Below are 24,557 nucleotides of genomic sequence, written 5' to 3'. Positions count from 1 at the left end.
AGCAGCGACCGATCCCGGCCAAAATTTTTTAAATTCTGCGAACTTTTTTTATGCCCCCAGTTTCCGATTCCGCTACCTCTGGTCACGCTGGCGCATTAGGCCAGATACTGCGCTCGCCCGCGCTGCTGACGCGTGAAACGCTGGCAGGCGTGCTCACCGCGCTGGCCCTGATCCCCGAAGTCATCTCCTTCTCCGTCATCGCTGGAGTTGACCCGAAAGTTAGCCTGATTGCCTCCGTGGTATTGTGCCTGGCGATGTCGGTCCTCGGCGGCCGGCCGGCGATGGTCACCGCGGCTGCCGGCTCGGTGGCGCTGGTTATCGGGCCCATGGTGCACCAATACGGCGTCGGCTACATTCTGCCGGCGGTCGTGCTGGCAGGCGTTATTCAAATTTTGTTTGGCCTATGCGGCATGGCGCGCCTGATGCGCTTTATCCCACAGCCGGTGATGACCGGTTTTGTTAACGCGCTGGGTATTCTCATCTTTTTTGCTCAGGTACCCCATTTCTGGAGCAAGCAGCCGCTGATTATCGGCCTGTTCGTGTTGACGCTGCTGATTGTCCTGTGGGCGCCGCGCTTTATTAAAGCGATCCCTTCTCCGCTGATTGCTATCGTTCTGCTGACGCTGTTTACCGTTTTCAGCGGCCAGCTGCTGCCGACCGTCGGCGACGAAGGCTCCATGAGCGGCGGACTGCAGGGGTTAACCAGCCTGATGGTGCCCCTCGACTTAACCACGCTGCGCATCATCTGGCCCTGCGCGCTGAGCATCGCTTTTGTCGGCCTGATGGAGTCGCTTCTGACGGCGAAGCTGGTCGATGATTTGACCCATACCCCTTCCAGTAAGGCGCGCGAGAGCGCCGGTCTGGGCGTCGCCAACATTCTCGCCGGGTTTTACGGCGGCATCGCCGGGTGTGCGATGATCGGTCAGACCATCGTTAACGTTGAAATGGGCAAAGCGCGCAGCCGCGTCTCGACCGTTGCCGCAGGCCTGGTACTGCTATTGCTGGTAACCGCGTTAAGCGAAGTGATGGCGAGAATCCCGATGGCCGTGCTCGCCGGCGTGATGGTGATAGTGGCGGTAAAAACCTTTAGCTGGCACAGCATTCGTCCGGCGGAGCTGGCGCGCAATCCGTGGCCGGAAACGCTGGTGATGCTGGTGACCGTCGGCGCGACCGTCGGCACCAGCAATCTGGCAATCGGCGTTCTGGCAGGCCTGCTCTCAATGGCCCTGCTCCCTCGCCGTCTGCGCACTCAAGCGCAGGCTACATCAGAAAAAGCGTCGCCAGCCCAAGAAAAATAAAGAATCCCCCGGTGTCGGTAATAGCGGTAATCATCACGCTGGAGCCGACCGCCGGGTCGCGTCCCAGCTTGACCATCACCATCGGGATAATCACCCCCATCATCGCCGCCATCAGCAGGTTGAGCATCATCGCCAGCGTCATTACGCCGCCCAGCTGCGGATCGTCGTACAGCCACCAGGTGATCGCCCCCATAATCCCGCCCCAGACGATCCCATTGATCAGCGCGACGCCCATCTCACGCAGGATCAGGAACGAAAAGCTTCCCGGCTGAATATGCTGTAACGCCATCGCCCGCACGATCATGGTGATCGTCTGGTTGCCGGTGTTACCGCCGATTCCGGCGACAATCGGCATCAGCGAGGCCAGCGCCACCAGTTGCGAAATGGTGTGCTCGAAACCATCGATAACGCGGGAGGCGATAAAGGCGGTGCACAGATTGACCGCCAGCCAGGCCCAGCGGGTCTTCACCGCTTTGCTCACCGGGGCAAACACATCGTCATCGTTGCTCAGGCCGCCCATCCGGCGTAGATCGTTATCCGTCTCCTCATAGACCACGTCAACGATCTCATCGATGGTTAAACGCCCCATCAGCTTGCCGTCGGCATCAATCACCGCCGCGCTGAGTAAGTCATCACGTTCAAAGGTACGCGCGACTTTTTCCGCGTCCTCGTGCGGCTGGAAGGTCACCGGATCGCCTTCCATCACTTCCCCCACCCGCTTCTGCGCATCGTTGAGCAGAATGGTTTGCAGCTCGAGTTCGCCGAGCAGCAGCTTATTGCGGGTGGTCACAAACAGTTTGTCGGTGTTCTCCGGCATTTTCCCTAGTCGCCGCAGATAGCGCTGTACCGCCGCGAGAGTGGCTTCCGGACGAACGGTAATGACCTCGAACTCCATGATCGCGCCGACGGTATTGTCGGCGTAGCGCATCATCTGGCGAATACGCGCGCGTTTATCCGCGGGCAGCGTGGCCAGCAAACGTCCGGTCAGATCGCGCGGCAGGTGCTGCAGCAGGTAGACCTGTTCATCAATATCGAGATTTTGCAGCGCGAACAGCAGGTCGTGATCGCTCATCTCCTCGATGAGGTCGCCCCAGACGCTTTCCGATGCCTCCAGCAGCACTTCACCGCGCTTATCGTCAGCGACCAGCCGCCAGAGCGCGTTGCGCGCATCGTAAGGCAGCGCTTCGAGCGCATCGGCAAGGTCCGGAGGCGGCAGGTGGGAAACCAGCATCTCCACTTCCGCCAGATCATCGGCAAGCGTGCTGTCATCGTAACGTTCAGCGAGGGTTAATTTACCCAGCAGCGAGGATGTGACGGCTTTATCGGTGCTCAGGAGCCAAATGAGGCGGGCGCGCTCTTCGTCACGCAATCTGGCGCTTTTTTTATGCAAAACGGACATCGGTCAGGCAATCCTTGTAAAAATATCTGTCAGACCAGCAGGCCGGAAGCCTTAAGCATAGCGCGAGGAGGCGGAAATAATAACCGCTATGAATTCAGTCGACGGAAAAAACAGCAGCCTGCGGGAAGCCCGGAGGTCGGCTGACGCCTCCGGGACGGCGTAAAGCGATCAGGCGGTACGGGCAACCGCGTCGCGGGTCGCCAGCTCGCGCTCATTTCCGGTCAGCTCAGACAGCTGGCCGCCGCGCATTTCCAGCAGCCTGTCGGCGTGCTGAAAGTAGTGATCGTCATGGCTTATAGCAAAGAGAGTTTTACCCATCTCCTTCATCAGCGGCAGCAGCACCTGATAGAACTCACGGCGGAAATGGGGGTCCTGATCCGCCGCCCATTCATCCAGCATGATGATATCTCTATCTTCCGCTAACGCCAGCAGCAGCGCCACGCGCTTTTTCTGCCCTTTTGACAGCTTCAGGTCGAGGATTTTGCCATCGTCGAGCCGTAGCTTATGGTTCATCTGCAGATAACCCAGCCACTTCTCCACCAGCGCCGGGTCAGCCGCCTTCCCTTCCGGCCCCAGCAGTCTGTCAAACAGCCAGACGTCGGTAAACACCGCCGAGAACAGCTTGCGATAATCTTCCGGCTTATCCGCCGCCATCGCCTGCCCGTCGACCAGGATCTGCCCGGAAAGGGGCTGATACAAACCGGTCAACAGCATAGCCAGCGTCGATTTCCCGCTACCGTTACCGCCGATCAGAAAGACCAGTTCGCCGCGCTTGAGGGTCATGTTGATCGGCCCGACCGCAAAGCTGTTGTCAGGATAATGGAAGGTGATGTCGCGCAGCTCGAGCGTCTGCCAGTGGGGATGCGCCTGCGGCTGCGGGAACTCAGCGCGGTACGGTGCGAGCGAAAACTTATTCAGCTTGTTGAATGCCACCTGCGCGCTGAGCAGAGTGGGCAGCGCGCCTACCGCCGAGAGCAGCGGCGTGCGCAGGAATAATAGGGTCAACGAGTAGGTCGCCGCCACCGCCGTATCGGCCCAGCCCAGGCTGTTGGCCATCCAGAAGACCAGGCCAATCGCGCCCAGCATCATAATATTCGACCAGTTGACCGCGCTCAGATGAAAGGTATCGGCGCGAACAATATGGTGCCGGTATTCTCGCGCATCCGGCAGATAGAGCTGATTAAACACATATTCGGCGCGCTCGCGGTTGAGAGTGAGCTCTTTGCGACCTTCGAGCACCGTCTGGTAGTCGTGATACAGCTTATCTTCGCTTTCGCGCAGCGACGCCATATGCTTATAAACCCGCGATACCAGCATAAATCCGCCCCAGATGGTCAACGCCAGCCACAGGGCGGTAACCAGCATCATTTTTCCTGACAGCCAGGCCAGATAAGCGGCGGAGCCAAAGGTCAGAATAATCCCCTGCACCAGCTCCGGCAGGCGTACGAAGGCAATGGTGATATTGCGGATATCGCTGGTTAGCCCGGCCAGCAGCGACGCGCTGCCGATTTTCTCGATCTTCTCGATTTGCGTATCCAGAATGCGCTTAATAAATTCGCCGCGCAGGCGGTAAACGAAATGGTGGCCGAGCGTGGTCAGCGCCAGCTGCGAGCCGAGGGTGACCGCCATCAACAGTAATAGCAGCCCGAGAAACTCCGGCAGGACCGTCAGGGAGGTATCGACAAGGGTTATCAGGCGCAGGTTAATGAAGGCGATAAGCCCAATACCCAGCGCCGCGCTCAGCAGGCTCAGGGCAATGACGGAGATAAACGGCCAGCGATACTGGCGCCAGACAAGAAGAAGAAGTTCCATAACGCGTAATCCGGGCAAGCAAAAACAGCCAGCAGTTTAAACTGCTCGACGATGACAGCAAGAATAATTCTTATTTTTATTCTTTATTACCCGCCAGGCGGAAAGTGAGATTGTAACGACAGCCGCCGGTAGCCGGATGGATGCCCTCTTTCAGCGGTTGAATACCGTGGTAAAACAGCCGCGATTCGCCGCCCCAGACCACCACGTCGCCGTGCTCCAGCAGCACCCGCTGCAGCGGATCGTTACGCCGCAGGCCGCCAAACTGAAATATCGCCGGAAGCCCCAGAGAGACGGAAACAATCGGCGCTCGCAGGTTTTGCTCGTCTTTATCCTGATGCAGCGACAGCTTCGTTCCCGGCTGATAGCGGTTGATAAGACACGAATCCGGGGTAAAGCGCGCATAGCCGCTCGCCGCCGCCGCTTCTGCGGCCAGTTCGCGGAAAAGCGGCGGCATCTGCGGCCAGCGCTTGCCCGTCAGCGGATCGTCGGCAGCATAAAGATAGCCGTGCTGGTTGGTGGTCCAGCCCAGCTCGCCGCAGTTGGTCATCGCCACCGACATCGTATAGCCGCCGGGGGTGACCATCTGGCGAAAAGGCGAACTGCAGGCAATCTCGCTGATTGCCTGCAAAAGCGCCGGCGCGCGCTCTCGGGCGTAGCGGCGCAAAATTATCGCCCCCGGAGCCAGCGGCTCCTGCCAGGGCGGCGTATCGGCAAAAAGATCGAGCATTATTTCTCCTCGGATGACGCTTCTCGCGCCAGCAGCAGCGCCTTGCGCGCCGTCCCCCAACGATAGCCGGATAGCGCCCCATCCTCGCGAACGACCCGATGACAGGGAATAACCAGCGCCAGTTTATTCGCAGCGCAGGCGCTTGCCACCGCCCTCACCGCGCGGGGGCGACCAATAATTTGCGCCACCTGGCGATAGCTGCGGGTCTCCCCCGCCGGGATCTGACGCAGCGCCTGCCAGACCTGAAGCTGAAACGCCGTGCCGCGCAGATCCAACGGCAGGGAAAACGGCTGCCGGTGGTCATCAAGATGGGAAAATACCTGCGCCACCCGCTGACGAAAAATCTCGTCGCCCGGATGCAGCCGCGCATTGGGGAACAGGCTGGCTAATTCCGCATAGAGCAAGGCGTCGTCCTCTCCGGGCAGCACGGCGCACACGCCCCGCTCACTCTCAGCCACCAGACAGCGCCCCAGCGGACCGTCGCCGCATACCCAGGTAATATCGATATCCCCCCCGCCGCGGCGAAACTGGCGGCCGGTCATTCCCAGCGCGGCGTCAGCCTGCTGGTAGTAGCTGCTACTATCCGGAAAACCGGCAGAGAGCGCTGCATCGGTAATTTTCGCCCCCTGTCCCAGCGCTTCGCGTAAACGGCGAGCGCGCCACGCCTGTTGCCAGGCTTTAGGGGTCATTCCGGTGATGGATTTAAAGAGGCGGTGAAAATGAAAGGGGCTGACCGCAAGCTGGCGTGCCAGCGCTTCCAGGGTTATCGGCGTCTCCTGCTCCAGCAGACGGCACGCGGCAGCCACTTTCTCTACCTTCTGCTGCTGCGGATCGGTTTTTTCCGGCTGGCAACGTTTGCACGGACGAAAGCCTGCCGCCTGCGCGCTTGCCACATCAGGATAAAAGCGAACATTTTCCCGCAGCGCGCGGCGCGAGCGGCAGGAGGGGCGGCAGCAGACGCCGGTGGTCAGCACGGCAAAGACAAACTGACCATCGGCGCTGGCATCGCGTTCGCATACCGCCTGCCAGCGGCGCTCATCGGTATCAATCATTATCGTTTTCATCACGGACTCCTGCTGTAAGTGTATCTTCAGTGTGGGCCGAAGTCCGTCATCAAAAACTCGAAATCTTGCGCTTTAATTTTTCTCGCCAACGAGGAAAGTGCGGAACTGCGGCGACATCCAGGTTTTAAACCCTTCCCCCTCTTTGATAATCATATAGACCGCCAGCCCCTGTTCGCGTACCACGTCACGCGCTTTTTCCGGACCCAGCACCATCAGCCCGGTGTCCCAGCCGTCGGCTTCCAGCGCCGTCGGGGCGATAACGGTCACCGAAACCAGTTTATGATCGATAGGCCGCCCGGTTTGCGGATCGATAACGTGCGAGATGCGTTTACCGTCCAGCTCATAGTAGTTGCGATAGCTGCCGGAGGTGCTGATGCCGTGGCCGTTGATATCAACGATCGCCTGTACCGCGTTTTCGCGATCGGTTGGCTTCTGGATCGCCACCCGCCACGGCTGCCCTTCCGCATTCATTCCCCGGCTCGCCAGCGCGCCGCCCACCGAGACCAGGTAGCGCGAGATCCCCTCCTGCTCCATCAGGCGCGCCAGATGATCGGCGGCGTAGCCTTCACCTACGGTAGAGAGATCGACAAACAGATCCGGAATATCTTTTTGCAGAAACTGCTTGCCGGCCTGGTTGATCACCGTCAGATGCTGTAATCCGCTGCGCGCTTTTGCCGCGACAATCTGCTGCGCATCCGGCGTTTTGACCGGCTGTTTATCCGGGCCAAAGCCCCATAAATTGACCAGCGGCCCGACGGTGATATCCATGGCGCCATGGGTTTTTGCGCCAATGCGCAGCGACATCGTCACGATATCCGCCATCGCCTCGCTGACCGGCCACGGCGAAGTGCCCGGCGAATGGTTAAAGCGCATCAGCGCTGAATCGTTCTTCCAGGTGGAAAGCAGACGATCGTCGGCATCCAGCTGAGCCTGAACTTTCTGGCGCAGCGCCTCGGCCTTTGCCTCATCAATATTGATGACGCTAACCCGCCAAAATGTGCCCATGGTTTTACCCTCCAGCACGGTGGCGGCGGATTTTGGCGTCTGGGGAGTGGTGGCTGAATCACAGCCTGAAAGTAATACGCAGGCGCCGAACAGGACGGTGCGGAAAAAAGTGATATCCATAAAATTGGCTTCCTCTGGCTAAGGCGCAAAGAGTACACCAGCAAGGTTAAACCGGGCATAAAAAAAGGCGCCATCGGCGCCTTTTTTCAAACTTCAGCGTGCTTAGAACTGGTAAACCAGGCCCAGAGCAACGATGTCGTCGGTAGAAACACCGGCGTTACGAGTGAAGCTGTTGTCGTCCAGCAGGTTGATTTTGTAGTCAACGTAGGTGGACATGTTTTTGTTGAAGTAGTAGGTCGCGCCTACATCAACATATTTCAGCAGATCCTGGTCGCCGTAGCCTTCCAGATCCTTACCTTTGGACTGCAGATAGGCCACGGACGGACGCAGACCGAAGTCGAACTGGTACTGGGCAACCACTTCAAAGTTCTGCGCTTTGTTAGCAAAACCCTGGTTGCCAGCGCGAGTTGCGTTGTAGGTCTGGGTGTACTGAGTCGCCAGGTAGATGTTGTTGGCGTCATATTTCAGACCACCGGTGTAGGTTTCAGCGTTGTCGCCGCGGCCCAGAGCAGGAACAGTGTTCTGCTGGCTGGTACGTTTAGAGTGAGAGTACGCGAAACCAGCGCTGATACCTTCCCAGATATCATAAGTCACAGCAGTGCCGTAACCGTCGCCGTTCTGTTTATTCCAGTCACGACCATTGTTGGTGGAACCTTCACCGCTGGTGCTGCCGTTTTTGCCCTGATACTGCAGAGCAAGATTCAGGCCGTCAACCAGACCGAAGAAGTCAGAGTTACGGTAGGTTGCCACGCCGTTAGCGCGAGACTGCAGGAAGTTGTCAGAACCGTAGGTGTCGCCGCCGAATTCCGGCAGAACGTCAGTCCAGGAAGTTACGTCGTAAACAACACCGTAGTTACGACCGTAGTCGAAAGAACCCGCGTCGCCGAATTTCAGACCCGCAAATGCCAGACGAGTCCAGGACTGCTTGTCAGAACCTTCTACGTTGTTCGCCTGAACGTTGTATTCCCACTGGCCGTAACCGGTCAGCTGGTCGTTGATCTGAGTTTCGCCTTTGATGCCCAGACGCATGTAGGTCTGGTCGCCATCGGAAGATTTGTCGTCAGAGAAATAGTGCAGACCGTCGATTTTACCGTACAGGTCTAATTTGTTGCCATCTTTGTTATAGACTTCAGCCGCATTCGCTGCGCCTGCTACCAGCAGTGCCGGTACCAGGAGGGACAGTACTTTAACTTTCATGTTATTAACCCTCTGTTTGTTATATGCCTTTTATTATTGCCACTGCTTACTGATTACCCTTCTAATCAGTCGGCTATTTCATTGTGCTGCAAAACGCGGAATAATCCAACAAGAATATGATACTAAAACTTCTAAGATGTTTCAAAATACCCACAAGATGTTTCAATTTGTAAATGTGAGGGAACTTTTTTTCGGCCCTAAATGGGTAGCGAAATAAGCACTAATAATCAAAAAATAAAAATTTTTAATCCCTGTCAATGAGTTACACGGTTACATATCTATAGCACTGAATGGTAAAACAAAATTCTCGTCTGCGACTAAAATTACCCTCGCTATCATCATTAACTTTATTTATTACCGTCATTCAGTTCTGAATGTCTGTTTACCCCTATTTCAACCGGATGCCTCGCATCCGGTTTTTTTTACCCTTCTTTACACATCTTTAATTATTCCATGCTACCGGCGGAAAAAATAACGGTTATTAATCAAACAACTTGCGAATAAACTCAAGGCTATTTATATAATTTCTTGTTATTTAGTGCTATTTTCGTTAGTCAATCCGTAAATAATTGTACAAAATCACTCGGGCCGTACATCTTTGCTCGCCGCGCGGGTTTGGGATAAATCTCAAGGCAAAAAAGTCGTTGTATAGTATTCAGATGTATGGATTTTGGGCGTTAACCTTTATACTGTTCATAGCATCTGCGCTGCCCCCGGTTAACTTGGTGCAACAGTCCGTTTACACATACTGATGAGTCGTACTCTCACACGATGACCCCGAAAAAATTTTCCCTGATACCCGGTAACATTACCCGCTTCTTTATTCTCATGGTCATCGTCCTGCTGGCGACGATGGGGGTCATGATCCAAAGCGCCGTTAACACCTGGCTAAAAGATAAAAGCTACCAGGTTGTCGATGTCAGCTACGACTTACATAAACGCATTGATACCTGGCGCTACGCCACCTGGCAAATCTATGACAACATTGCCGCGACCTCGTCCAGTTCAGCCGCAGAAACAGGGTTACAAGAGACGCGTTTAAAGCAGGACGTTTACTACCTTGAGAAACCCCGGCGCAAAACTGAAGCGCTGATTTTTGGCTCTCATGACAGCTCAACGCTGGAAATGACGCAAAAAATCTCCAACTATCTCGATATCCTGTGGGGCGCCGAGACCATTCCCTGGTCGATGTATTACCTTAACGGCCTGGATAACAGCCTGATTCTGGTTTCAACGCTGCCGTTAAAAGATCTCTCCTCCAGCTTCAAAGAGTCGACCATCAGCAGCGTCGTTGAATCGCGACGGGCAGAAATGCTGCTACAGGCCAACACGTTAGATGAACGCGAGACGTTTTCGTCGCTGCGCCACCTCGCCTGGCAAAACGGCTACTACTTCACCTTACGCACCACCTTTAACCAGCCCGGCCACCTGGCGACCGTTGTGGCCTTCGATCTGCCCATTAACGATCTCATCCCTCCCAGTATGTCGCTGGAGAGTTTCCGCCTGGAGCCCGATCCGTCGCAGAACGTCAGCGCCAATCCGGATAAAGAAACCGCCGACATCGTCAGCATTAACTTTAACGGCCCGCAGATTGAAATTATCACCACAATTAATACCACCGGTATGCGCCTGGTCTGGATGGTGCCCTTTAGCGAGCTGATTCTGGAGTCCTTGCAGAGTATTTTACTGCCGCTGCTGCTGACCATTGGTCTGCTGGCGCTGGCGCTGTTCGGATTTACCACCTTCCGTCACTACAGCGGCCGTAAAAGCATCGTGGGAACGGCCGTTTCCTCGGCCGCCAATAGTGAATTACGCGCCCAGCGCGCCATTCACGAAGAGATTGTTTCTCTGCTGCCGCTGGGGCTGCTGGTGCACGATCAGGACGCTAACCGGACGGTGATCAGCAATCCGATTGCCGATCATCTGCTGCCGCATCTGAATCTGCAAAACATCATCAACATGGCCGATCAGCACCAGGGCGTGATTCAGGCGACGGTGAACAATGAACTGTATGAAATCCGTCAGTTCCGCAGCCAGGTGTCGCCGCGCACGCAAATCTTTATTATTCGCGATCAGGACCGCGAGGTGCTGGTGAATAAGAAACTCAAGCAGGCCCAGCGCCTGTATGAGAAAAACCAGCAGGGCCGTACGGCGTTTATGCAGCATATCGGCACGGCGCTGAAACAGCCGGCGCAAACGCTGGCGGAAGAAGCCGCGGCGCTCGGCATGGCCGAAAGCCGCAGGCTGGCCCAGCATGCCGATGAACTGGTACAGCTGGTCGATGAAATAGAGCTGGCAAATCTGCTGGAGAGCGATAGCTGGAAGAGCGTTCAGGACCTGTTCTCAATTCAGGAATTGATCGATGAAGTGGTACCTGAAGTCCTGCCCATCATCAAACGTAAAGGTCTGCAGCTGCTGATTAACAACTCGCTACCGGCCAATGAGCAGCGCTACGGCGATCGCGACGCCCTGCGCCGCACCCTTTTACTGCTGATTCAGTACTCGGTGACCACCACGTCTATTGGCAAAATAACCCTGGAAGTCAGTAAAGATGAATCCGCGGACGATCGTCTGACCTTCCGTATTCTGGATACCGGCAACGGCGTTTCGGCGAACGAAATCGACAATATGCACTTCCCGTTCCTCAACGATACGCAGGCAGACCTTTACGGCAAAGCCAACGCCCTCACCTTCTGGCTCTGCGATCGCCTGACGCGCAAGCTCGGCGGACAGCTCAATATCAAAGCGCGCGAATCGCTGGGTACCCGCTACTCCCTGCATCTAAAAATGGCCGCCAGCGCGGAGGAGAGTGATTCGGGTGAACATCTGCTGGATGAAGTGGTGATTATGCTTGATGTGACCGCCAATGAAGTCCGCCGTATCGTGACCCGTCAGCTGGAGAGCTGGGGAGCCACCTGCATCACCCCGGATGACAGAATCACAAGTCAACAATATGATCTCTTTTTAACGGATAATCCGTCTAATCTTACTGCTTCGGGCTTGCTTTTAAGCGATGATGAAGCCCGGGTTCATAAGATTGGTCCTGGTCAGCTCCGCGTAAACTTTAATATCAGCGCTGCGCTGCAGGAAGCTATCCTGCAATTGATTGAGCAGCAGCTTGCTGAGGAAGAGGAGCAGCCATCCTCTCCCGGGAACGAAAGTAACGCCGAACTGCATGCCAGCGGCTATTACACGCTGTTTGCTGACACGGTACCAGATGATGTTAAGAGGCTGTATAATGAACTGGCGACGGGCGATTTCGCCGCGCTGGCGCAAACCGCCCACCGCCTCAAAGGGGCATTTGCTATGCTAAATCTGGTACCCGGCAAGCAGTTATGTGAAACGCTTGAGCATCTGATTCGTGAAAAAGATGCGCAAGGCATAGAAAAATATATCAGCGACATTGACGTTTACGTCAAGAGCTTGCTGTAGCAAGGTAGCCTAATACATGAACAATATGAACGTAATTATTGCCGATGACCATCCGATCGTACTGTTCGGTATTCGTAAGTCACTTGAACAAATTGAGTGGGTGAACGTTGTTGGCGAGTTTGAAGACTCCACCGCATTAATCAACAATCTGCCTAAACTGGACGCACACGTCCTGATTACCGATTTATCGATGCCCGGTGATAAATACGGCGATGGCATTACGCTTATTAAATACATCAAGCGTCATTTCCCGGACCTGTCAATCATTGTACTGACAATGAACAACAACCCGGCGATCCTGAGCGCGGTTCTGGATCTGGACATCGAAGGGATCGTCCTGAAACAGGGTGCGCCGACCGATCTGCCTAAGGCGCTCGCCGCGCTGCAAAAAGGCAAAAAATTCACCCCGGAAAGCGTTTCGCGCCTGCTGGAAAAAATCAGCGCCGGCGGTTACGGTGACAAACGTTTGTCGCCCAAAGAGAGTGAAGTGCTGCGTCTGTTCGCCGAAGGCTTCCTGGTCACCGAGATAGCCAAAAAGCTCAACCGCAGTATCAAAACCATCAGTAGCCAGAAAAAATCGGCGATGATGAAGCTCGGCGTGGAAAACGATATCGCCCTGCTCAACTACCTCTCTTCCGTTTCCCTGAGCTCAACGGACAAAGACTAACGTCTCTCTTCCCGGATAGCGCGGCGCTATCCGGGAAACGTCTTTTATTCCCTGCCCTTACGTACCCGCGCGGCGTAGACCGTCAGCGTCTGCTTGATAATATCCAGAGTGACCGGTTTTGAAAGGCAGCTGTCCATACCGGACTCCAGGCAGCGCTGCTTCTCCTCCGCCAGCGCGTTGGCGGTCACCCCAATAACCGGCAGCGTAAGCCCTAGCTGGCGAATGCGCTGGGTCAGGCGATAACCATCCATATTCGGCATGTTGACGTCGCTGAGCACGATATCAATATGCTGCTTGCTCAGGACATTCAGCGCATCGACCCCGTCATTTGCCGTCACGCACTGATAGCCCAGCGATCCCAGCTGATCGGCCAGCAGACGTCGGTTAATCGGATGATCGTCCACCACCAGGATCATCATGTCATCATTGCTGGCGGTTTGCGCATCCGCCGCGGATAGCGCAGGGCCGTTTTCCGTACTGGCCATGGCAATATGGAAGATGCGGGCCAGCAGCGGCAGCAGCTCGTGCGGCGTGGCCACGCTATGCAGCCACTCGCCGGGCGCCCGCTCCTGTGGAATACCGATATGCCGACGAGAGAAGATCACCATCGCGCCGCCGTCCCAGGCGTCATGCGTCTCGCTATCGGTCAACAGAATATCCTCCGCGTCCGGCGCTTGCCCGTCAAAATGACGGACCGGAATACCGTGGTATTTGAGCAACTGCTCGACGAACAGCGCCAGCGAGCTGTTATCAATCGCCAGCCAGCAGCATTTTTCCGCCAGGCCATCAATATTCGGCGACGGCATATTTTGTACGCCATAAAGCGGGGTACGAATAGTGAAGCGGCTGCCCATACCTGGCTCGGTTTCAACGGCAATATCGCCATCCATCATGCTGATAAGCTTTTCACAAATCGCCAGACCGAGTCCGGTCCCCTGGAAATTACGCTGCACGCCGGTCCCCACCTGGAAGAACGGGTCAAACAGGCGTACGACCTCTTTCGCCGGGATCCCTTCCCCGGTATCGCGCACGCTGATGCGCAGATAATCCTCCGCCCGCTCTACGTGCAGGATAATGCAGCCGGTATCGGTAAACTTAATCGCGTTACTCAGCAGGTTTGAAATAACCTGCTGCAGGCGCATCGGATCGCCGGACATCAGCTGCGGTACGTCAGGTTCAATAAAGCAGTACAGCCCGAGATGTTTCCGCACCACCAGCGGCAGATAGTTGGCGGAAATATGGTTCATGACCTCGCGCGGCGAAAACTCCCGCGGCTCAATTTTGAGCTGTTCGGACTCAATTTTCGAGAAATCGAGGATGTCGCTAATAATTTTCAGCAGCAGGCTGGAAGAGTTGTTCATCGCCGTCACCAGACGATCGACGCCCTTCGGTAGCTCTTTGGTCTGCAATAAATCGAGGTTACCGATAATCCCGTACAGCGGCGTTCGCAGTTCGTGGCTGACGGTGGCAAGGAACATCGATTTCGACTGGCTGGCCTGCTCGGCGGCCTGGGCCATCTCCTGCAGCGACTCCTCCATTTTGACGCGCGCCGAGACATCCACCAGCACGCAAATCGCCACGTTCTCGTTACGGTAGCGCGAGTGGACAAAGCTGATTTGCAGATTGGTATTGTTGCTGGTCAGCACATCGACAAAGTTCACCTGCTGGCCGCAGATAATTTGCGTCAGCCGCTGCCGATCCTCATGGGTTAGCATATTGAGATAGTTATGCGCCAGCTCGTTACTCAGGATATTGGTGCCGTCGATCGTACGTAAAATACAGATCCCCACCGGCGCGGAGGCAACGATTTTTCGGTTGAACTGCTCGTGCTCTTCGAGGCGCTGGGCGTCGTTTTCAGCCGGAATAAAAATCCGCCGTTCATACATGCGGGCAAGCGCAAAAAGGAGCCCGCCGGTAAGCAGATTGAGCACCACGGCGTTCAGTATCAGCATCCGGATGCGTTCCAGCACCTGATCCACCGGCACCGAATAGACAATGCTCAACGATGACGGCGGCAGGCTTTTTTTCATCGCCAGCTCGCGAAAACCGGCGGTATAGCCGAACCACAGACGCTCCTGCATCCACTTCGCATCCGGTTTAATATTGCTGTCCGACCCGGCAAGCGAGATCAGCGTCTGTCCGTTATCGTCGAGAATCGTCACGTTCATCGGCAGACTGCCTGGGGTAAAGAAGCTTTCCATGCGGATGGTTTGCTCTACGCCGAGCATGGCCTGCAGGCGGTTCGCCACATAGATTGGGGTCAGCGCATAGAAATAGCCAACGCCCGGACGCACGCCCTGGCTTATCCAGAACAGATTGTTACCGCGCTCGTTTTGCGGCGCGTCGCGATACTGCTCAATACGCTGATGCAGCACTTTTAACGCCTGGTCTCGCTCCAGCGGAATATCGCGCAGGCCGAAGTTGGCCATACACAGATTGTCGCTGCCAATCATAAAAATACGATTGAGGTCGTAGGCCGTTGAGAAATTGTCGCGCCAGTAGCGCATAAACCACGCCAGTGACTGCAGCGAGTTACGCCAGGTCGTACTCATCAGCGCGCAGTCGGAATCCGGGTAGAGCGGTTCAAAATTAGGGATCGTAATATCGCCGCGCTGCACCGGCGTATCGCCGCCTTCGCTGCCGTCCATCGGCCGGTTGCCGGCAACGTATTTCAGCTCTTTGATCACATCGGCCGTACGCTGTATGTAGCGCTGCGCCTGATCGGCATTGAGGTTAAATTCCTGGCGAATTTCCGATTCGCGGTCGTGCAACGCATTGACGATGTAAAACACCGAAACAAAAGCGACCAGCACCCACAGCAGTATCGCCAGCGCTCTGAACAGATAGCGTGAAACCTTTAACGTGTTATGGAAAGAAGCTAGATATTTCAATGTGGCGATGCTCGGCCGTCAGGGGCTCAACAGAATGGCGTTAAGGTAACGATAAAACAACGGTCCCGCAACGGGAAAACAAAAAGGGCCGGGGAGAGCCCCGACCCTTTCAGACAATTACCGCAGAGAATTACTCTTCGTCTTCGGCGATGTCATCGTCAGTATCCGCTTCCGGCGCGATATCTTCGTCGCCTTCCGCCGCGCTGCCGTCGATGGCATCCAGCTCTTCGTCATCAACCGGCTCAGCCACGCGCTGCAGGCCGACCACGTTTTCATCTTCCGCAGTACGAATCAGGATCACGCCCTGAGTGTTACGACCGACAATGCTCACTTCAGATACGCGGGTTCGTACCAGCGTGCCCGCGTCGGTGATCATCATAATCTGGTCGCAGTCATCAACCTGCACCGCGCCCACAACGGAACCGTTGCGTTCGGTCACTTTGATTGAGATAACGCCCTGGGTCGCACGCGACTTAGTGGGATACTCTTCAGCTGCGGTACGTTTACCGTAGCCATTCTGCGTGACGGTCAGGATGGCACCTTCACCGCGCGGAACGATCAGAGAAACCACTTTGTCCTCGCCGGCCAGCTTGATGCCGCGCACGCCTGTGGCGGTACGGCCCATCGCGCGGACGGCGTCCTCTTTAAAGCGCACCACTTTACCGGCGGCGGAGAACAGCATGACTTCGTCCTGACCGGAGGTCAGATCGACGCCAATCAGCTCGTCGCCTTCGTTGAGGTTAACCGCGATAATACCGGCGGAACGCGGACGGCTGAATTCAGTCAGCGCCGTTTTCTTCACCGTACCGCTGGCGGTCGCCATAAAGACGTTCACGCCCTCTTCGTATTCGCGGACCGGCAGGATCGCGGTAATACGCTCATTGGCTTCCAGCGGCAGCAGGTTGACGATCGGACGACCGCGCGCGCCGCGGCTGGCTTCCGGCAGCTGATAAACCTTCATCCAGTAGAGACGACCGCGGCTGGAGAAGCAGAGGATCGTATCGTGGGTGTTGGCCACCAGCAGGCGGTCGATAAAGTCTTCTTCTTTGATACGCGCCGCAGATTTACCTTTACCGCCACGACGCTGGGCTTCGTAGTCGGTCAACGGCTGATACTTCACGTAGCCCTGATGCGAAAGGGTCACGACAACATCTTCCTGGTTGATCAGGTCTTCAATGTTGATATCCGCGCTGTTCGCGGTGATCTCGGTACGACGCGCGTCGCCGAACTGTTCACGGACCAGCTCCAGCTCTTCGCGGATAACTTCCATCAGGCGATCGGCGCTGCCCAGAATGTGCAGCAGCTCCGCGATCTGTTCCAGCAGCTCTTTGTATTCATCGAGCAGTTTTTCATGCTCAAGGCCGGTCAGCTTCTGCAAACGCAGATCCAGAATCGCCTGCGCCTGCTGTTCAGTCAGGTAGTACTGGCCGTCGCGTACGCCGAACTCGGGCTCCAGCCATTCCGGACGGGCGGCGTCATCGCCTGCGCGTTCCAGCATCGCGGAAACGTTGCCCAGATCCCATGAACGGGCGATTAAGGCGGCCTTCGCTTCCGCCGGGGTCGGCGCGCGGCGAATCAGTTCGATAATCGGATCGATGTTGGCCAGGGCAATCGCCAGCGCTTCGAGGATGTGCGCGCGATCGCGGGCTTTACGCAGTTCAAAAATCGTACGACGGGTCACCACTTCGCGGCGATGGCGCACGAACGCAGCAATAATTTCTTTCAGGTTCATAATCTTCGGCTGACCATGGTGCAGGGCAACCATGTTGATACCGAAGGAGACCTGGAGCTGGGTCTGCGAATAGAGGTTGTTCAGCACCACCTCACCCACCGCATCGCGCTTCACTTCAATCACGATGCGCATACCGTCTTTATCGGACTCGTCGCGCAGCGCGCTGATGCCTTCGACGCGTTTGTCTTTGACCAGCTCGGCGATTTTCTCAATCAGGCGCGCTTTGTTCACCTGATACGGAATTTCATGCACGATGATGGTTTCGCGGCCGGTTTTCGCGTCAGCTTCCACTTCCGCGCGCGCGCGAATGTACACTTTACCGCGACCGGTACGATAGGCCTCTTCAATACCGCGGCGACCGTTGATGATCGCGGCGGTCGGGAAGTCCGGACCTGGGATGTGTTCCATCAGCCCTTCAATGCTGATGTCTTCATTTTCAACGTAGGCCAGACAGCCGTTGATCACTTCGGTGAGGTTGTGCGGCGGAATATTCGTCGCCATACCTACCGCAATACCTGACGAACCGTTGACTAACAGGTTCGGGATTTTAGTCGGCATAACGTCAGGGATCTTTTCCGTGCCGTCATAGTTATCGACGAAATCCACCGTCTCTTTTTCGAGGTCGGCCATCAGCTCATGGGCGATCTTCGACATACGGATTTCCGTATAACGCATCGCTGCGGCGGAGTCGCCGTCGACCGAACCAAAGTTACCCTGGCCATCTACCAGCATATAGCGCAGGGAGAATGGCTGCGCCATACGTACAATGGTGTCATACACGGCAATATCACCATGAGGGTGGTATTTACCGATTACGTCACCAACGACACGGGCAGATTTTTTATAGGCTTTGTTCCAGTCATTGCCCAATACGTTCATGGCGTATAGTACGCGACGGTGTACCGGCTTCAGGCCATCTCGGACATCCGGCAGCGCACGGCCAACAATGACCGACATCGCATAATCCAGATAGGAGCTCTTCAGCTCTTCCTCAATGTTGACCGGTGTAATTTCTCTCGCAAGGTCGCTCATCTAACCGCTATCCCTCTACTGTATCCCGGATTCAAAGGTCGCAAATTATAACACAGCCGCGGTGATACGGGTAAACCTATACCCAATGATTTTCGCGCGGCGAAAGGCGACAGGGATAGACGGTTTATTCATCCCTGAGGCCTGATATACTCGCGGGTCTGAACTGAACAGGAGTAAAAGCGCCCATGAATGCCGAAAAACCGTCGGTGGCCCACAATGTTGATCATAATGAAATCGCTAAATTTGAAGCCGTCGCCTCGCGCTGGTGGGATTTAGAGGGCGAATTCAAGCCGTTACATCGCATCAATCCTCTACGCCTCGGCTATATCGCGGAGCGCTCCGGCGGCCTGTTTGGCAAAAAAGTACTTGATGTCGGCTGCGGCGGCGGCATCCTGGCGGAAAGCATGGCCCGGGAAGGTGCAGCGGTGACCGGTCTGGATATGGGTTTCGAACCGTTACAGGTGGCCAGGCTGCACGCCCTGGAGAGCGGTATTCAGGTCGAATACGTCCAGGAAACCGTTGAAGAGCACGCGGCGAAGCATGCCCAGCAGTATGACGTCGTGACCTGCATGGAGATGCTGGAGCACGTCCCGGATCCGCAGTCGGTCGTCCACGCCTGCGCGCGGCTGGTCAAACCTGGCGGTCAGGTGTTCTTCTCAACCATTAACCGCAACGGTAAAGCGTGGCTGATGGCGGTCGTCGGCGCCGAATACATCATGAAAATGGTGCCGAAGGGAACCCACGACGTGAAGAAATTCATCAAGCCCGCGGAGCTGATCGGCTGGGTAGATGAGACAATTCTGAAAGAGCAGCATATTACCGGTCTTCATTACAATCCGTTGACCAATACCTTCAAGCTGGCGCCAGGGGTGGATGTTAACTATATGTTGCATACAACGGCGAAAAAAGCATAACGTCAGCTGTATTTCCTATGATGATTGCGCGGCATCAAGCCGCGTGATTTTTTCTTCCGATGAAGAAATCAGCACTCGATCAAATTTTCATTTTTTTTTCTGATTTATTGACATCTTCTCCAGGCCTTATGTGGCGTGGACTTGGCGATTATTACCCTTCCGCAACCTCAATTTAACGTCAAAATCAACTCTTGTACTCAAAAGAATCCTTACTAGAATACTCACCATATAGCGTTTCTTTTATCGACAACCCCCTACATATAGTATTTATCCACAGAGTTAGTCACAACGGCGTTCTGTGGATAAGTGGGGGATATTTTCTTTCACGGACAGGTATAATCCACATGAATCAGAGTCTGCTGGTGACAAAGCGTGACGGTAGCACCGAGCGCATCAATCTCGATAAAATCCACCGCGTGCTGGATTGGGCGGCAGAAGGGCTGAATAACGTATCCATCTCCCAGGTAGAACTGCGTTCCCACATTCAGTTCTATGACGGCATTAAAACCGCCGACATTCACGAAACCATTATCAAAGCCGCCGCGGACCTTATCTCCCGCGAGGCGCCGGATTACCAGTATCTCGCCGCCCGTCTGGCGATTTTCCACCTGCGTAAAAAAGCCTACGGCCAGTTTGAGCCGCCAGCGCTGTTCGACCACGTGTCGAAAATGGTGAAAAACGGCAAATACGATACTCATCTGCTGGAAGACTACACGGAAGAAGAGTTCAAGCAGATGGACTCGTTCATCGAGCACGATCGCGATATGACCTTCTCCTACGCTGCGGTTAAGCAGCTCGAAGGCAAATATCTGGTGCAGAACCGCGTCACCGGTGAGATCTATGAAAGCGCCCAGTTCCTGTACATTCTGGTTGCCGCCTGCCTGTTCTCCAACTACCCGCGCGAGACGCGTCTGGACTACATCAAGCGTTTCTATGACGCGGTGTCGACGTTCAAAATCTCGCTGCCGACGCCGATTATGTCCGGCGTGCGTACCCCGACCCGTCAGTTCAGCTCCTGCGTACTGATCGAGTGCGGCGACAGCCTGGATTCTATTAACGCCACCTCCAGCGCAATTGTGAAATACGTCTCTCAGCGCGCCGGTATCGGCATCAACGCCGGCCGCATCCGCGCGCTGGGTAGCCCGATTCGCGGCGGTGAAGCTTTCCATACCGGCTGTATCCCGTTCTATAAGCACTTCCAGACGGCGGTGAAATCCTGCTCCCAGGGCGGCGTCCGCGGCGGTGCGGCGACCCTCTTCTACCCGATGTGGCATCTGGAAGTCGAAAGCCTGCTGGTGCTGAAAAACAACCGCGGTACCGACGCCAACCGCGTTCGTCACATGGACTACGGCGTACAGATCAACAAGCTGATGTACACCCGTCTGCTGAAAGGCGGCGATATCACCCTGTTCAGCCCGTCCGACGTCCCGGGCCTGTACGATGCGTTCTTCGCCGACCAGGACGAGTTCGAGCGCCTGTACACCCAATACGAGCAGGACGACAGCATCCGCAAGCAGCGCATTAAAGCGGTAGAACTGTTCTCGCTGATGATGCAGGAGCGCGCCTCCACCGGCCGTATCTACATCCAGAACGTGGACCACTGCAACACCCACAGCCCGTTTGACCCGGTTGTCGCGCCGGTGCGCCAGTCCAACCTGTGCCTGGAAATCGCCCTGCCAACCAAGCCGCTGGAAGATGTAAACGACGAAAACGGTGAAATTGCGCTGTGTACCCTGTCCGCTTTCAACCTCGGCGTTATCGATAGCCTTGATGAGCTGGAAGAGCTGGCGGTGCTGGCCGTTCGCGCGCTGGATGCCCTGCTGGATTACCAGGACTACCCGATCCCGGCGGCCAAACGCGGCGCGATGGGCCGTCGTACGCTGGGTATTGGGGTGATTAACTTTGCCTACTATCTGGCGAAGCACGGTAAACGCTACTCTGACGGCAGCGCTAACAACCTGACGCATAAAACGTTCGAAGCGATTCAGTACTATCTGCTGAAAGCCTCTAACGAGCTGGCTATCGAGCAAGGCGCGTGCCCGTGGTTTAACGAAACCACCTATGCGAAAGGCATTCTGCCGATCGATACCTACAAAAAAGACCTGGACGCTATCGTCAGCGAATCCCTGCATTACGACTGGGAGCAGCTTCGCGAGTCGATCAAAACGCACGGTCTGCGTAACTCCACGCTCTCCGCGCTGATGCCGTCCGAGACCTCTTCGCAGATCTCCAACGCCACCAACGGCATTGAGCCGCCGCGCGGTCACGTCAGCATCAAAGCGTCGAAAGACGGTATCCTGCGCCAGGTGGTGCCGGATTACGAAAAACTGCAGAACGGCTACGAGCTGCTGTGGGAAATGCCGAACAACGACGGTTACTTGCAGCTGGTCGGTATTATGCAGAAGTTTATCGACCAGTCGATTTCTGCTAACACCAACTACGATCCGACGCGCTTCCCGTCTGGCAAAGTGCCGATGCAGCAGCTGCTGAAAGACTTGCTCAATGCCTATAAGTTCGGCGTTAAAACGCTGTACTATCACAACACGCGCGATGGCGCGGAAGATGCCCAGGATGACCTGGCGCCGTCCATCCAGGACGACGGCTGCGAAAGCGGCGCATGTAAGATTTGATAATATTGCCCGGCGGCGCGTTGCCTGCCGGGCCTACGGTCTAATGTAGGTCGGGCTAGCGAAGCGCCGCCCGGCGTATAATTCCAGGACAGGATCCCCACTCATGGCATACACCACCTTTTCACAGACGAAAAATGACCAGCTCAAAGAGCCGATGTTCTTCGGTCAGCCGGTGAACGTCGCCCGCTACGATCAGCAAAAATATGACATCTTCGAAAAGCTGATTGAAAAACAGCTCTCCTTCTTCTGGCGTCCGGAAGAAGTTGACGTTTCCCGCGACCGTATCGACTATCAGGCGCTGCCGGAACACGAAAAACACATTTTTATCAGCAACCTGAAATATCAGACGCTGCTGGACTCCATCCAGGGCCGCAGCCCGAACGTCGCCCTGCTGCCGCTGATTTCAATTCCGGAGCTGGAAACCTGGGTGGAAACCTGGGCGTTCTCGGAGACCATCCATTCGCGCTCCTACACCCATATCATCCGCAATATCGTTAACGATCCGGCGATGGTGTTTGACGATATCGTCACCAACGAGCAGATTCAGAAACGCGCGGAAGGCATTTCCAGCTATTACGATGAATTGATCGAGCTGACCAGCTACTGGCATCTGCTGGGCGAAGGGACCCACAGCGTGAACGGTAAAACCATTACCGTGAACCTGCGCGAGCTGAAAAAGAAACTCTACCTGTGCCTGATGAGCGTGAACGCGCTGGAAGCCATCCGTTTTTACGTCAGCTTCGCCTGCTCTTTCGCCTTTGCCGAGCGCAAGCTGATGGAAGGTAACGCCAAGATTATCCGCCTGATCGCTCGCGACGAAGCGCTGCACCTGACCGGCACTCAGCACATGCTGAACCTGCTGCGTTCCGGCGTCGACGATCCGGAGATGGCTTCAATCGCCGAAGAGTGCAAACAGGCGTGCTACGACCTGTTCGTGCAGGCGGCGCAGCAGGAAAAAGAGTGGGCGGATTATCTGTTCCGCGACGGTTCGATGATCGGCCTGAACAAAGATATTCTCTGCCAGTACGTTGAGTACATTACCAACATCCGCATGCAGGCGGTAGGTCTCGATCTGCCGTTCCAGACCCGCTCCAACCCGATCCCGTGGATCAACACCTGGCTGGTGTCCGATAACGTGCAGGTCGCGCCGCAGGAAGTGGAAGTCAGTTCTTACCTCGTCGGACAGATCGATTCCGAAGTCGACGCCGACGATCTGAGCAACTTCCAGCTCTGATGAAACGCATTTTTTTGAAGATTTCTGACACTCGCCTTGAGTGTCAGGATGAACATCCCTCCCTGCTGGCGGCTCTGGAATCGCACAATATCGACGTGGAGTATCAGTGCCGCGAAGGCTACTGCGGCTCCTGCCGTCTACGGCTGGTTTCGGGCCAGGTTGACTGGCTCACCGAACCGCTGGCGTTTGTCCAGCCGGGAGAGATTCTGCCCTGCTGCTGCCGGGCAAAAGGCGATATCGAAATTGAGATGTAAGTTTTGTCGGGCGGCGTAACGCTTATGCGCCCGACAAAACTGCCGTTCACAGGCCGGGTAAACCCGGCTTTTTACTGCTTAGCGTGCAGAAACTGCACGGCCTTATCCGGGAAATCCGTAAACAACCCGTCCACGTCCGCCTGGTTATACAGAATGTCGTAAAGCTGATCCACGTCCGCTGCATACGCTGGCAGCTGATCCGCGCGGACCGTATACGGATGTACCTGCATGCCGCTGGCATGGGCTTCTTTCACCATCGCCGTCAGCTTCACGTGACCCGGCGTCGAGCCTTCCGCCACCAGCATATGGTAGTCCGGACCAATGCCGTCAGCGTACTGCGCGATCTGCGCCATCGCCCCCGGTTTGAACATCCAGTCATAGCTGTAGTTCACCCACTTGCCGTCGGCCTGCCGCTGCTGGGTCTCATTCCAGTCGGTATAGGCGATAAGCTGCACCAGATTGAGATCCATCCCCATTTTCGGCTCCAGCTCCTGCTTGATGCGCTTGAGCTCGTTGGCGTCAAAGCACTGCAGATAAACCTTATCCTGCTTGCCGGTATAGCCATATTTCTTCAGCACGTTCAGCGTGCTGGCGGCAATGTCCTTGCCTTCCTGATGGTGGAACCACGGCGCTTTGATCTCCGGGTAGATGCCGATGTTTTTGCCGGTCGAATGGTTCAGCCCCTGCACAAACTCAATCTCCTCTTCAAAGGTATGAATACGGAAATCAGATTTATCCATCGGGAAACGGCCCGGATAAGTTTGCACGTTCTTGCCATCTTTCGGCTCAAACCCTTCGGTAAACTTCAGCGACTTTATCTCGGCGAGGGTAAAGTCGATGGCGTAGAAGCGGCCATCTTGACGCGCCCGCTGCGGGAAACGCTGGGCCACGTCGGTCACCCGATCCAGATAGTGGTCATGCAGCACCACCAGCCGGTCGTCTTTCGTCATCACCAGGTCTTGCTCGAGGTAGTCCGCCCCCTGCGCGTAGGCCATCGCTTTCGCCGGCAGGGTATGTTCCGGCAGATAGCCGCTGGCGCCGCGGTGGGCGATAACGATTTTTTCCCCCGCGACGGCGCTGAAAGAGAGCGCCGTCGCGGCCAGCAGCATTCCGCTCATCAGGGTGGTTAATGTGCTTTTCATCGCCGCT

The 24,557-nt window shown here is 55.8% G+C and carries 16 protein-coding genes; 7 read left to right on the top strand and 9 right to left on the bottom strand.

Annotation, left to right across the window (positions count from 1 at the left end; translation table 11 throughout):
* Nucleotides 1-50 precede the first annotated feature (50 nt).
* On the top strand, nucleotides 51-1,298 hold the full coding sequence (locus tag SIK97_RS07920; protein WP_057173332.1) for a SulP family inorganic anion transporter: 1,248 nt from the start codon (nucleotides 51-53) through the stop codon (nucleotides 1,296-1,298).
* Here the strand turns inward: SIK97_RS07920 and mgtE are convergent.
* The 6 genes from mgtE to SIK97_RS07890 all read right to left on the bottom strand — a co-directional run bounded on the left by mgtE (nucleotide 1,261) and on the right by SIK97_RS07890 (nucleotide 8,622).
* Nucleotides 1,261-2,697: a magnesium transporter gene (gene mgtE, locus SIK97_RS07915; protein ID WP_014230209.1), complete on the bottom strand. Its 1,437-nt coding sequence runs from the start codon at nucleotides 2,695-2,697 to the stop codon at nucleotides 1,261-1,263. The genes SIK97_RS07920 and mgtE overlap by 38 nt on opposite strands.
* A gap of 168 nt (nucleotides 2,698-2,865) precedes the next feature.
* Nucleotides 2,866-4,509, bottom strand: coding sequence for a multidrug ABC transporter permease/ATP-binding protein (locus tag SIK97_RS07910; protein ID WP_032750684.1), 1,644 nt, complete (start codon nucleotides 4,507-4,509; stop codon nucleotides 2,866-2,868).
* Nucleotides 4,510-4,585: 76 nt separating this feature from the next.
* Complete coding sequence (gene alkB, locus SIK97_RS07905) at nucleotides 4,586-5,236, bottom strand: DNA oxidative demethylase AlkB (protein ID WP_057173331.1); 651 nt, start codon at nucleotides 5,234-5,236, stop codon at nucleotides 4,586-4,588.
* A complete protein-coding gene (gene ada / locus SIK97_RS07900) occupies nucleotides 5,236-6,300 on the bottom strand; it encodes a bifunctional DNA-binding transcriptional regulator/O6-methylguanine-DNA methyltransferase Ada (protein ID WP_057173330.1) in 1,065 nt (354 codons plus the stop codon). The genes alkB and ada overlap by 1 nt, the downstream gene beginning before the upstream one ends.
* Nucleotides 6,301-6,372: 72 nt before the next feature.
* Entirely contained in the window at nucleotides 6,373-7,425 is a 1,053-nt protein-coding gene (gene apbE, locus SIK97_RS07895) for an FAD:protein FMN transferase ApbE (protein ID WP_057173329.1), read from the bottom strand.
* Between the two features lie 102 nt (nucleotides 7,426-7,527).
* Nucleotides 7,528-8,622: a porin OmpC gene (locus SIK97_RS07890; RefSeq protein WP_057173328.1), complete on the bottom strand. Its 1,095-nt coding sequence runs from the start codon at nucleotides 8,620-8,622 to the stop codon at nucleotides 7,528-7,530.
* Between the two features lie 771 nt (nucleotides 8,623-9,393).
* On the opposite strand from SIK97_RS07890, the gene rcsD reads away from it, so the two are divergent.
* On the top strand, nucleotides 9,394-12,054 hold the full coding sequence (rcsD, locus tag SIK97_RS07885) for a phosphotransferase RcsD (RefSeq protein WP_057173326.1): 2,661 nt from the start codon (nucleotides 9,394-9,396) through the stop codon (nucleotides 12,052-12,054).
* Nucleotides 12,055-12,070: 16 nt separating this feature from the next.
* Nucleotides 12,071-12,721 (top strand): response regulator transcription factor RcsB, encoded by a 651-nt coding sequence (rcsB, locus tag SIK97_RS07880; RefSeq protein ID WP_004103995.1) that lies wholly within the window; start codon nucleotides 12,071-12,073, stop codon nucleotides 12,719-12,721.
* A gap of 44 nt (nucleotides 12,722-12,765) precedes the next feature.
* On the opposite strand, the gene rcsC is transcribed toward rcsB, so the two are convergent.
* Nucleotides 12,766-15,612, bottom strand: a complete 2,847-nt coding sequence (gene rcsC, locus SIK97_RS07875) for a two-component system sensor histidine kinase RcsC (RefSeq protein WP_057173325.1) — start codon at nucleotides 15,610-15,612, stop codon at nucleotides 12,766-12,768.
* A 130-nt stretch (nucleotides 15,613-15,742) separates the two neighbouring features.
* Nucleotides 15,743-18,376: a DNA topoisomerase (ATP-hydrolyzing) subunit A gene (gyrA, locus tag SIK97_RS07870; protein ID WP_014839094.1), complete on the bottom strand. Its 2,634-nt coding sequence runs from the start codon at nucleotides 18,374-18,376 to the stop codon at nucleotides 15,743-15,745.
* A 185-nt stretch (nucleotides 18,377-18,561) separates the two neighbouring features.
* Here gyrA and ubiG point away from each other — a divergent pair, with 185 nt between their 5' ends.
* From ubiG to yfaE, 4 genes are all read left to right on the top strand, one after another.
* Nucleotides 18,562-19,290 carry a bifunctional 2-polyprenyl-6-hydroxyphenol methylase/3-demethylubiquinol 3-O-methyltransferase UbiG gene (gene ubiG, locus SIK97_RS07865; protein ID WP_057173324.1) on the top strand — a complete coding sequence of 243 codons (729 nt, stop codon included), beginning with the start codon at nucleotides 18,562-18,564 and terminating at the stop codon, nucleotides 19,288-19,290.
* A gap of 344 nt (nucleotides 19,291-19,634) precedes the next feature.
* Nucleotides 19,635-21,920 (top strand): class 1a ribonucleoside-diphosphate reductase subunit alpha, encoded by a 2,286-nt coding sequence (nrdA, locus tag SIK97_RS07860; RefSeq protein WP_004852755.1) that lies wholly within the window; start codon nucleotides 19,635-19,637, stop codon nucleotides 21,918-21,920.
* Between the two features lie 103 nt (nucleotides 21,921-22,023).
* Nucleotides 22,024-23,154 carry a class Ia ribonucleoside-diphosphate reductase subunit beta gene (gene nrdB, locus SIK97_RS07855; RefSeq protein WP_004852757.1) on the top strand — a complete coding sequence of 377 codons (1,131 nt, stop codon included), beginning with the start codon at nucleotides 22,024-22,026 and terminating at the stop codon, nucleotides 23,152-23,154.
* Nucleotides 23,154-23,408, top strand: a complete 255-nt coding sequence (yfaE, locus tag SIK97_RS07850; RefSeq protein ID WP_004104002.1) for a class I ribonucleotide reductase maintenance protein YfaE — start codon at nucleotides 23,154-23,156, stop codon at nucleotides 23,406-23,408. Before nrdB ends, yfaE begins: the two co-directional genes overlap by 1 nt.
* 71 nt (nucleotides 23,409-23,479) lie before the next feature.
* Here the strand turns inward: yfaE and glpQ are convergent, their stop codons facing one another.
* Nucleotides 23,480-24,550 (bottom strand): glycerophosphodiester phosphodiesterase, encoded by a 1,071-nt coding sequence (gene glpQ / locus SIK97_RS07845; RefSeq protein WP_057173323.1) that lies wholly within the window; start codon nucleotides 24,548-24,550, stop codon nucleotides 23,480-23,482.
* Between the last annotated feature and the right edge of the window lie 7 nt (nucleotides 24,551-24,557).

The sequence above is a fragment of the Klebsiella sp. JN_Kp126 genome (assembly GCF_033843325.1).
Taxonomy (GTDB): Bacteria; Pseudomonadota; Gammaproteobacteria; order Enterobacterales; family Enterobacteriaceae; genus Klebsiella; species Klebsiella michiganensis.
The sequence above is the reverse complement of the archived record's forward strand: the minus strand, read 5'-3'. Positions and strand labels throughout refer to the sequence as shown.

Bases quoted from the DNA above. Each gene is read 5' to 3' on its own strand.
- SIK97_RS07920 (WP_057173332.1), top strand. From the start codon at position 51: ATGCCCCCAGTTTCCGATTCCGCTACCTCTGGTCACGCTGGCGCATTA.
- mgtE (WP_014230209.1), bottom strand. From the start codon at position 2,697: ATGTCCGTTTTGCATAAAAAAAGCGCCAGATTGCGTGACGAAGAGCGC.
- SIK97_RS07910 (WP_032750684.1), bottom strand. From the start codon at position 4,509: ATGGAACTTCTTCTTCTTGTCTGGCGCCAGTATCGCTGGCCGTTTATC.
- alkB (WP_057173331.1), bottom strand. From the start codon at position 5,236: ATGCTCGATCTTTTTGCCGATACGCCGCCCTGGCAGGAGCCGCTGGCT.
- ada (WP_057173330.1), bottom strand. From the start codon at position 6,300: ATGAAAACGATAATGATTGATACCGATGAGCGCCGCTGGCAGGCGGTA.
- apbE (WP_057173329.1), bottom strand. From the start codon at position 7,425: ATGGATATCACTTTTTTCCGCACCGTCCTGTTCGGCGCCTGCGTATTA.
- SIK97_RS07890 (WP_057173328.1), bottom strand. From the start codon at position 8,622: ATGAAAGTTAAAGTACTGTCCCTCCTGGTACCGGCACTGCTGGTAGCA.
- rcsD (WP_057173326.1), top strand. From the start codon at position 9,394: ATGACCCCGAAAAAATTTTCCCTGATACCCGGTAACATTACCCGCTTC.
- rcsB (WP_004103995.1), top strand. From the start codon at position 12,071: ATGAACAATATGAACGTAATTATTGCCGATGACCATCCGATCGTACTG.
- gyrA (WP_014839094.1), bottom strand. From the start codon at position 18,376: ATGAGCGACCTTGCGAGAGAAATTACACCGGTCAACATTGAGGAAGAG.
- ubiG (WP_057173324.1), top strand. From the start codon at position 18,562: ATGAATGCCGAAAAACCGTCGGTGGCCCACAATGTTGATCATAATGAA.
- nrdA (WP_004852755.1), top strand. From the start codon at position 19,635: ATGAATCAGAGTCTGCTGGTGACAAAGCGTGACGGTAGCACCGAGCGC.
- nrdB (WP_004852757.1), top strand. From the start codon at position 22,024: ATGGCATACACCACCTTTTCACAGACGAAAAATGACCAGCTCAAAGAG.
- yfaE (WP_004104002.1), top strand. From the start codon at position 23,154: ATGAAACGCATTTTTTTGAAGATTTCTGACACTCGCCTTGAGTGTCAG.
- glpQ (WP_057173323.1), bottom strand. From the start codon at position 24,550: ATGAAAAGCACATTAACCACCCTGATGAGCGGAATGCTGCTGGCCGCG.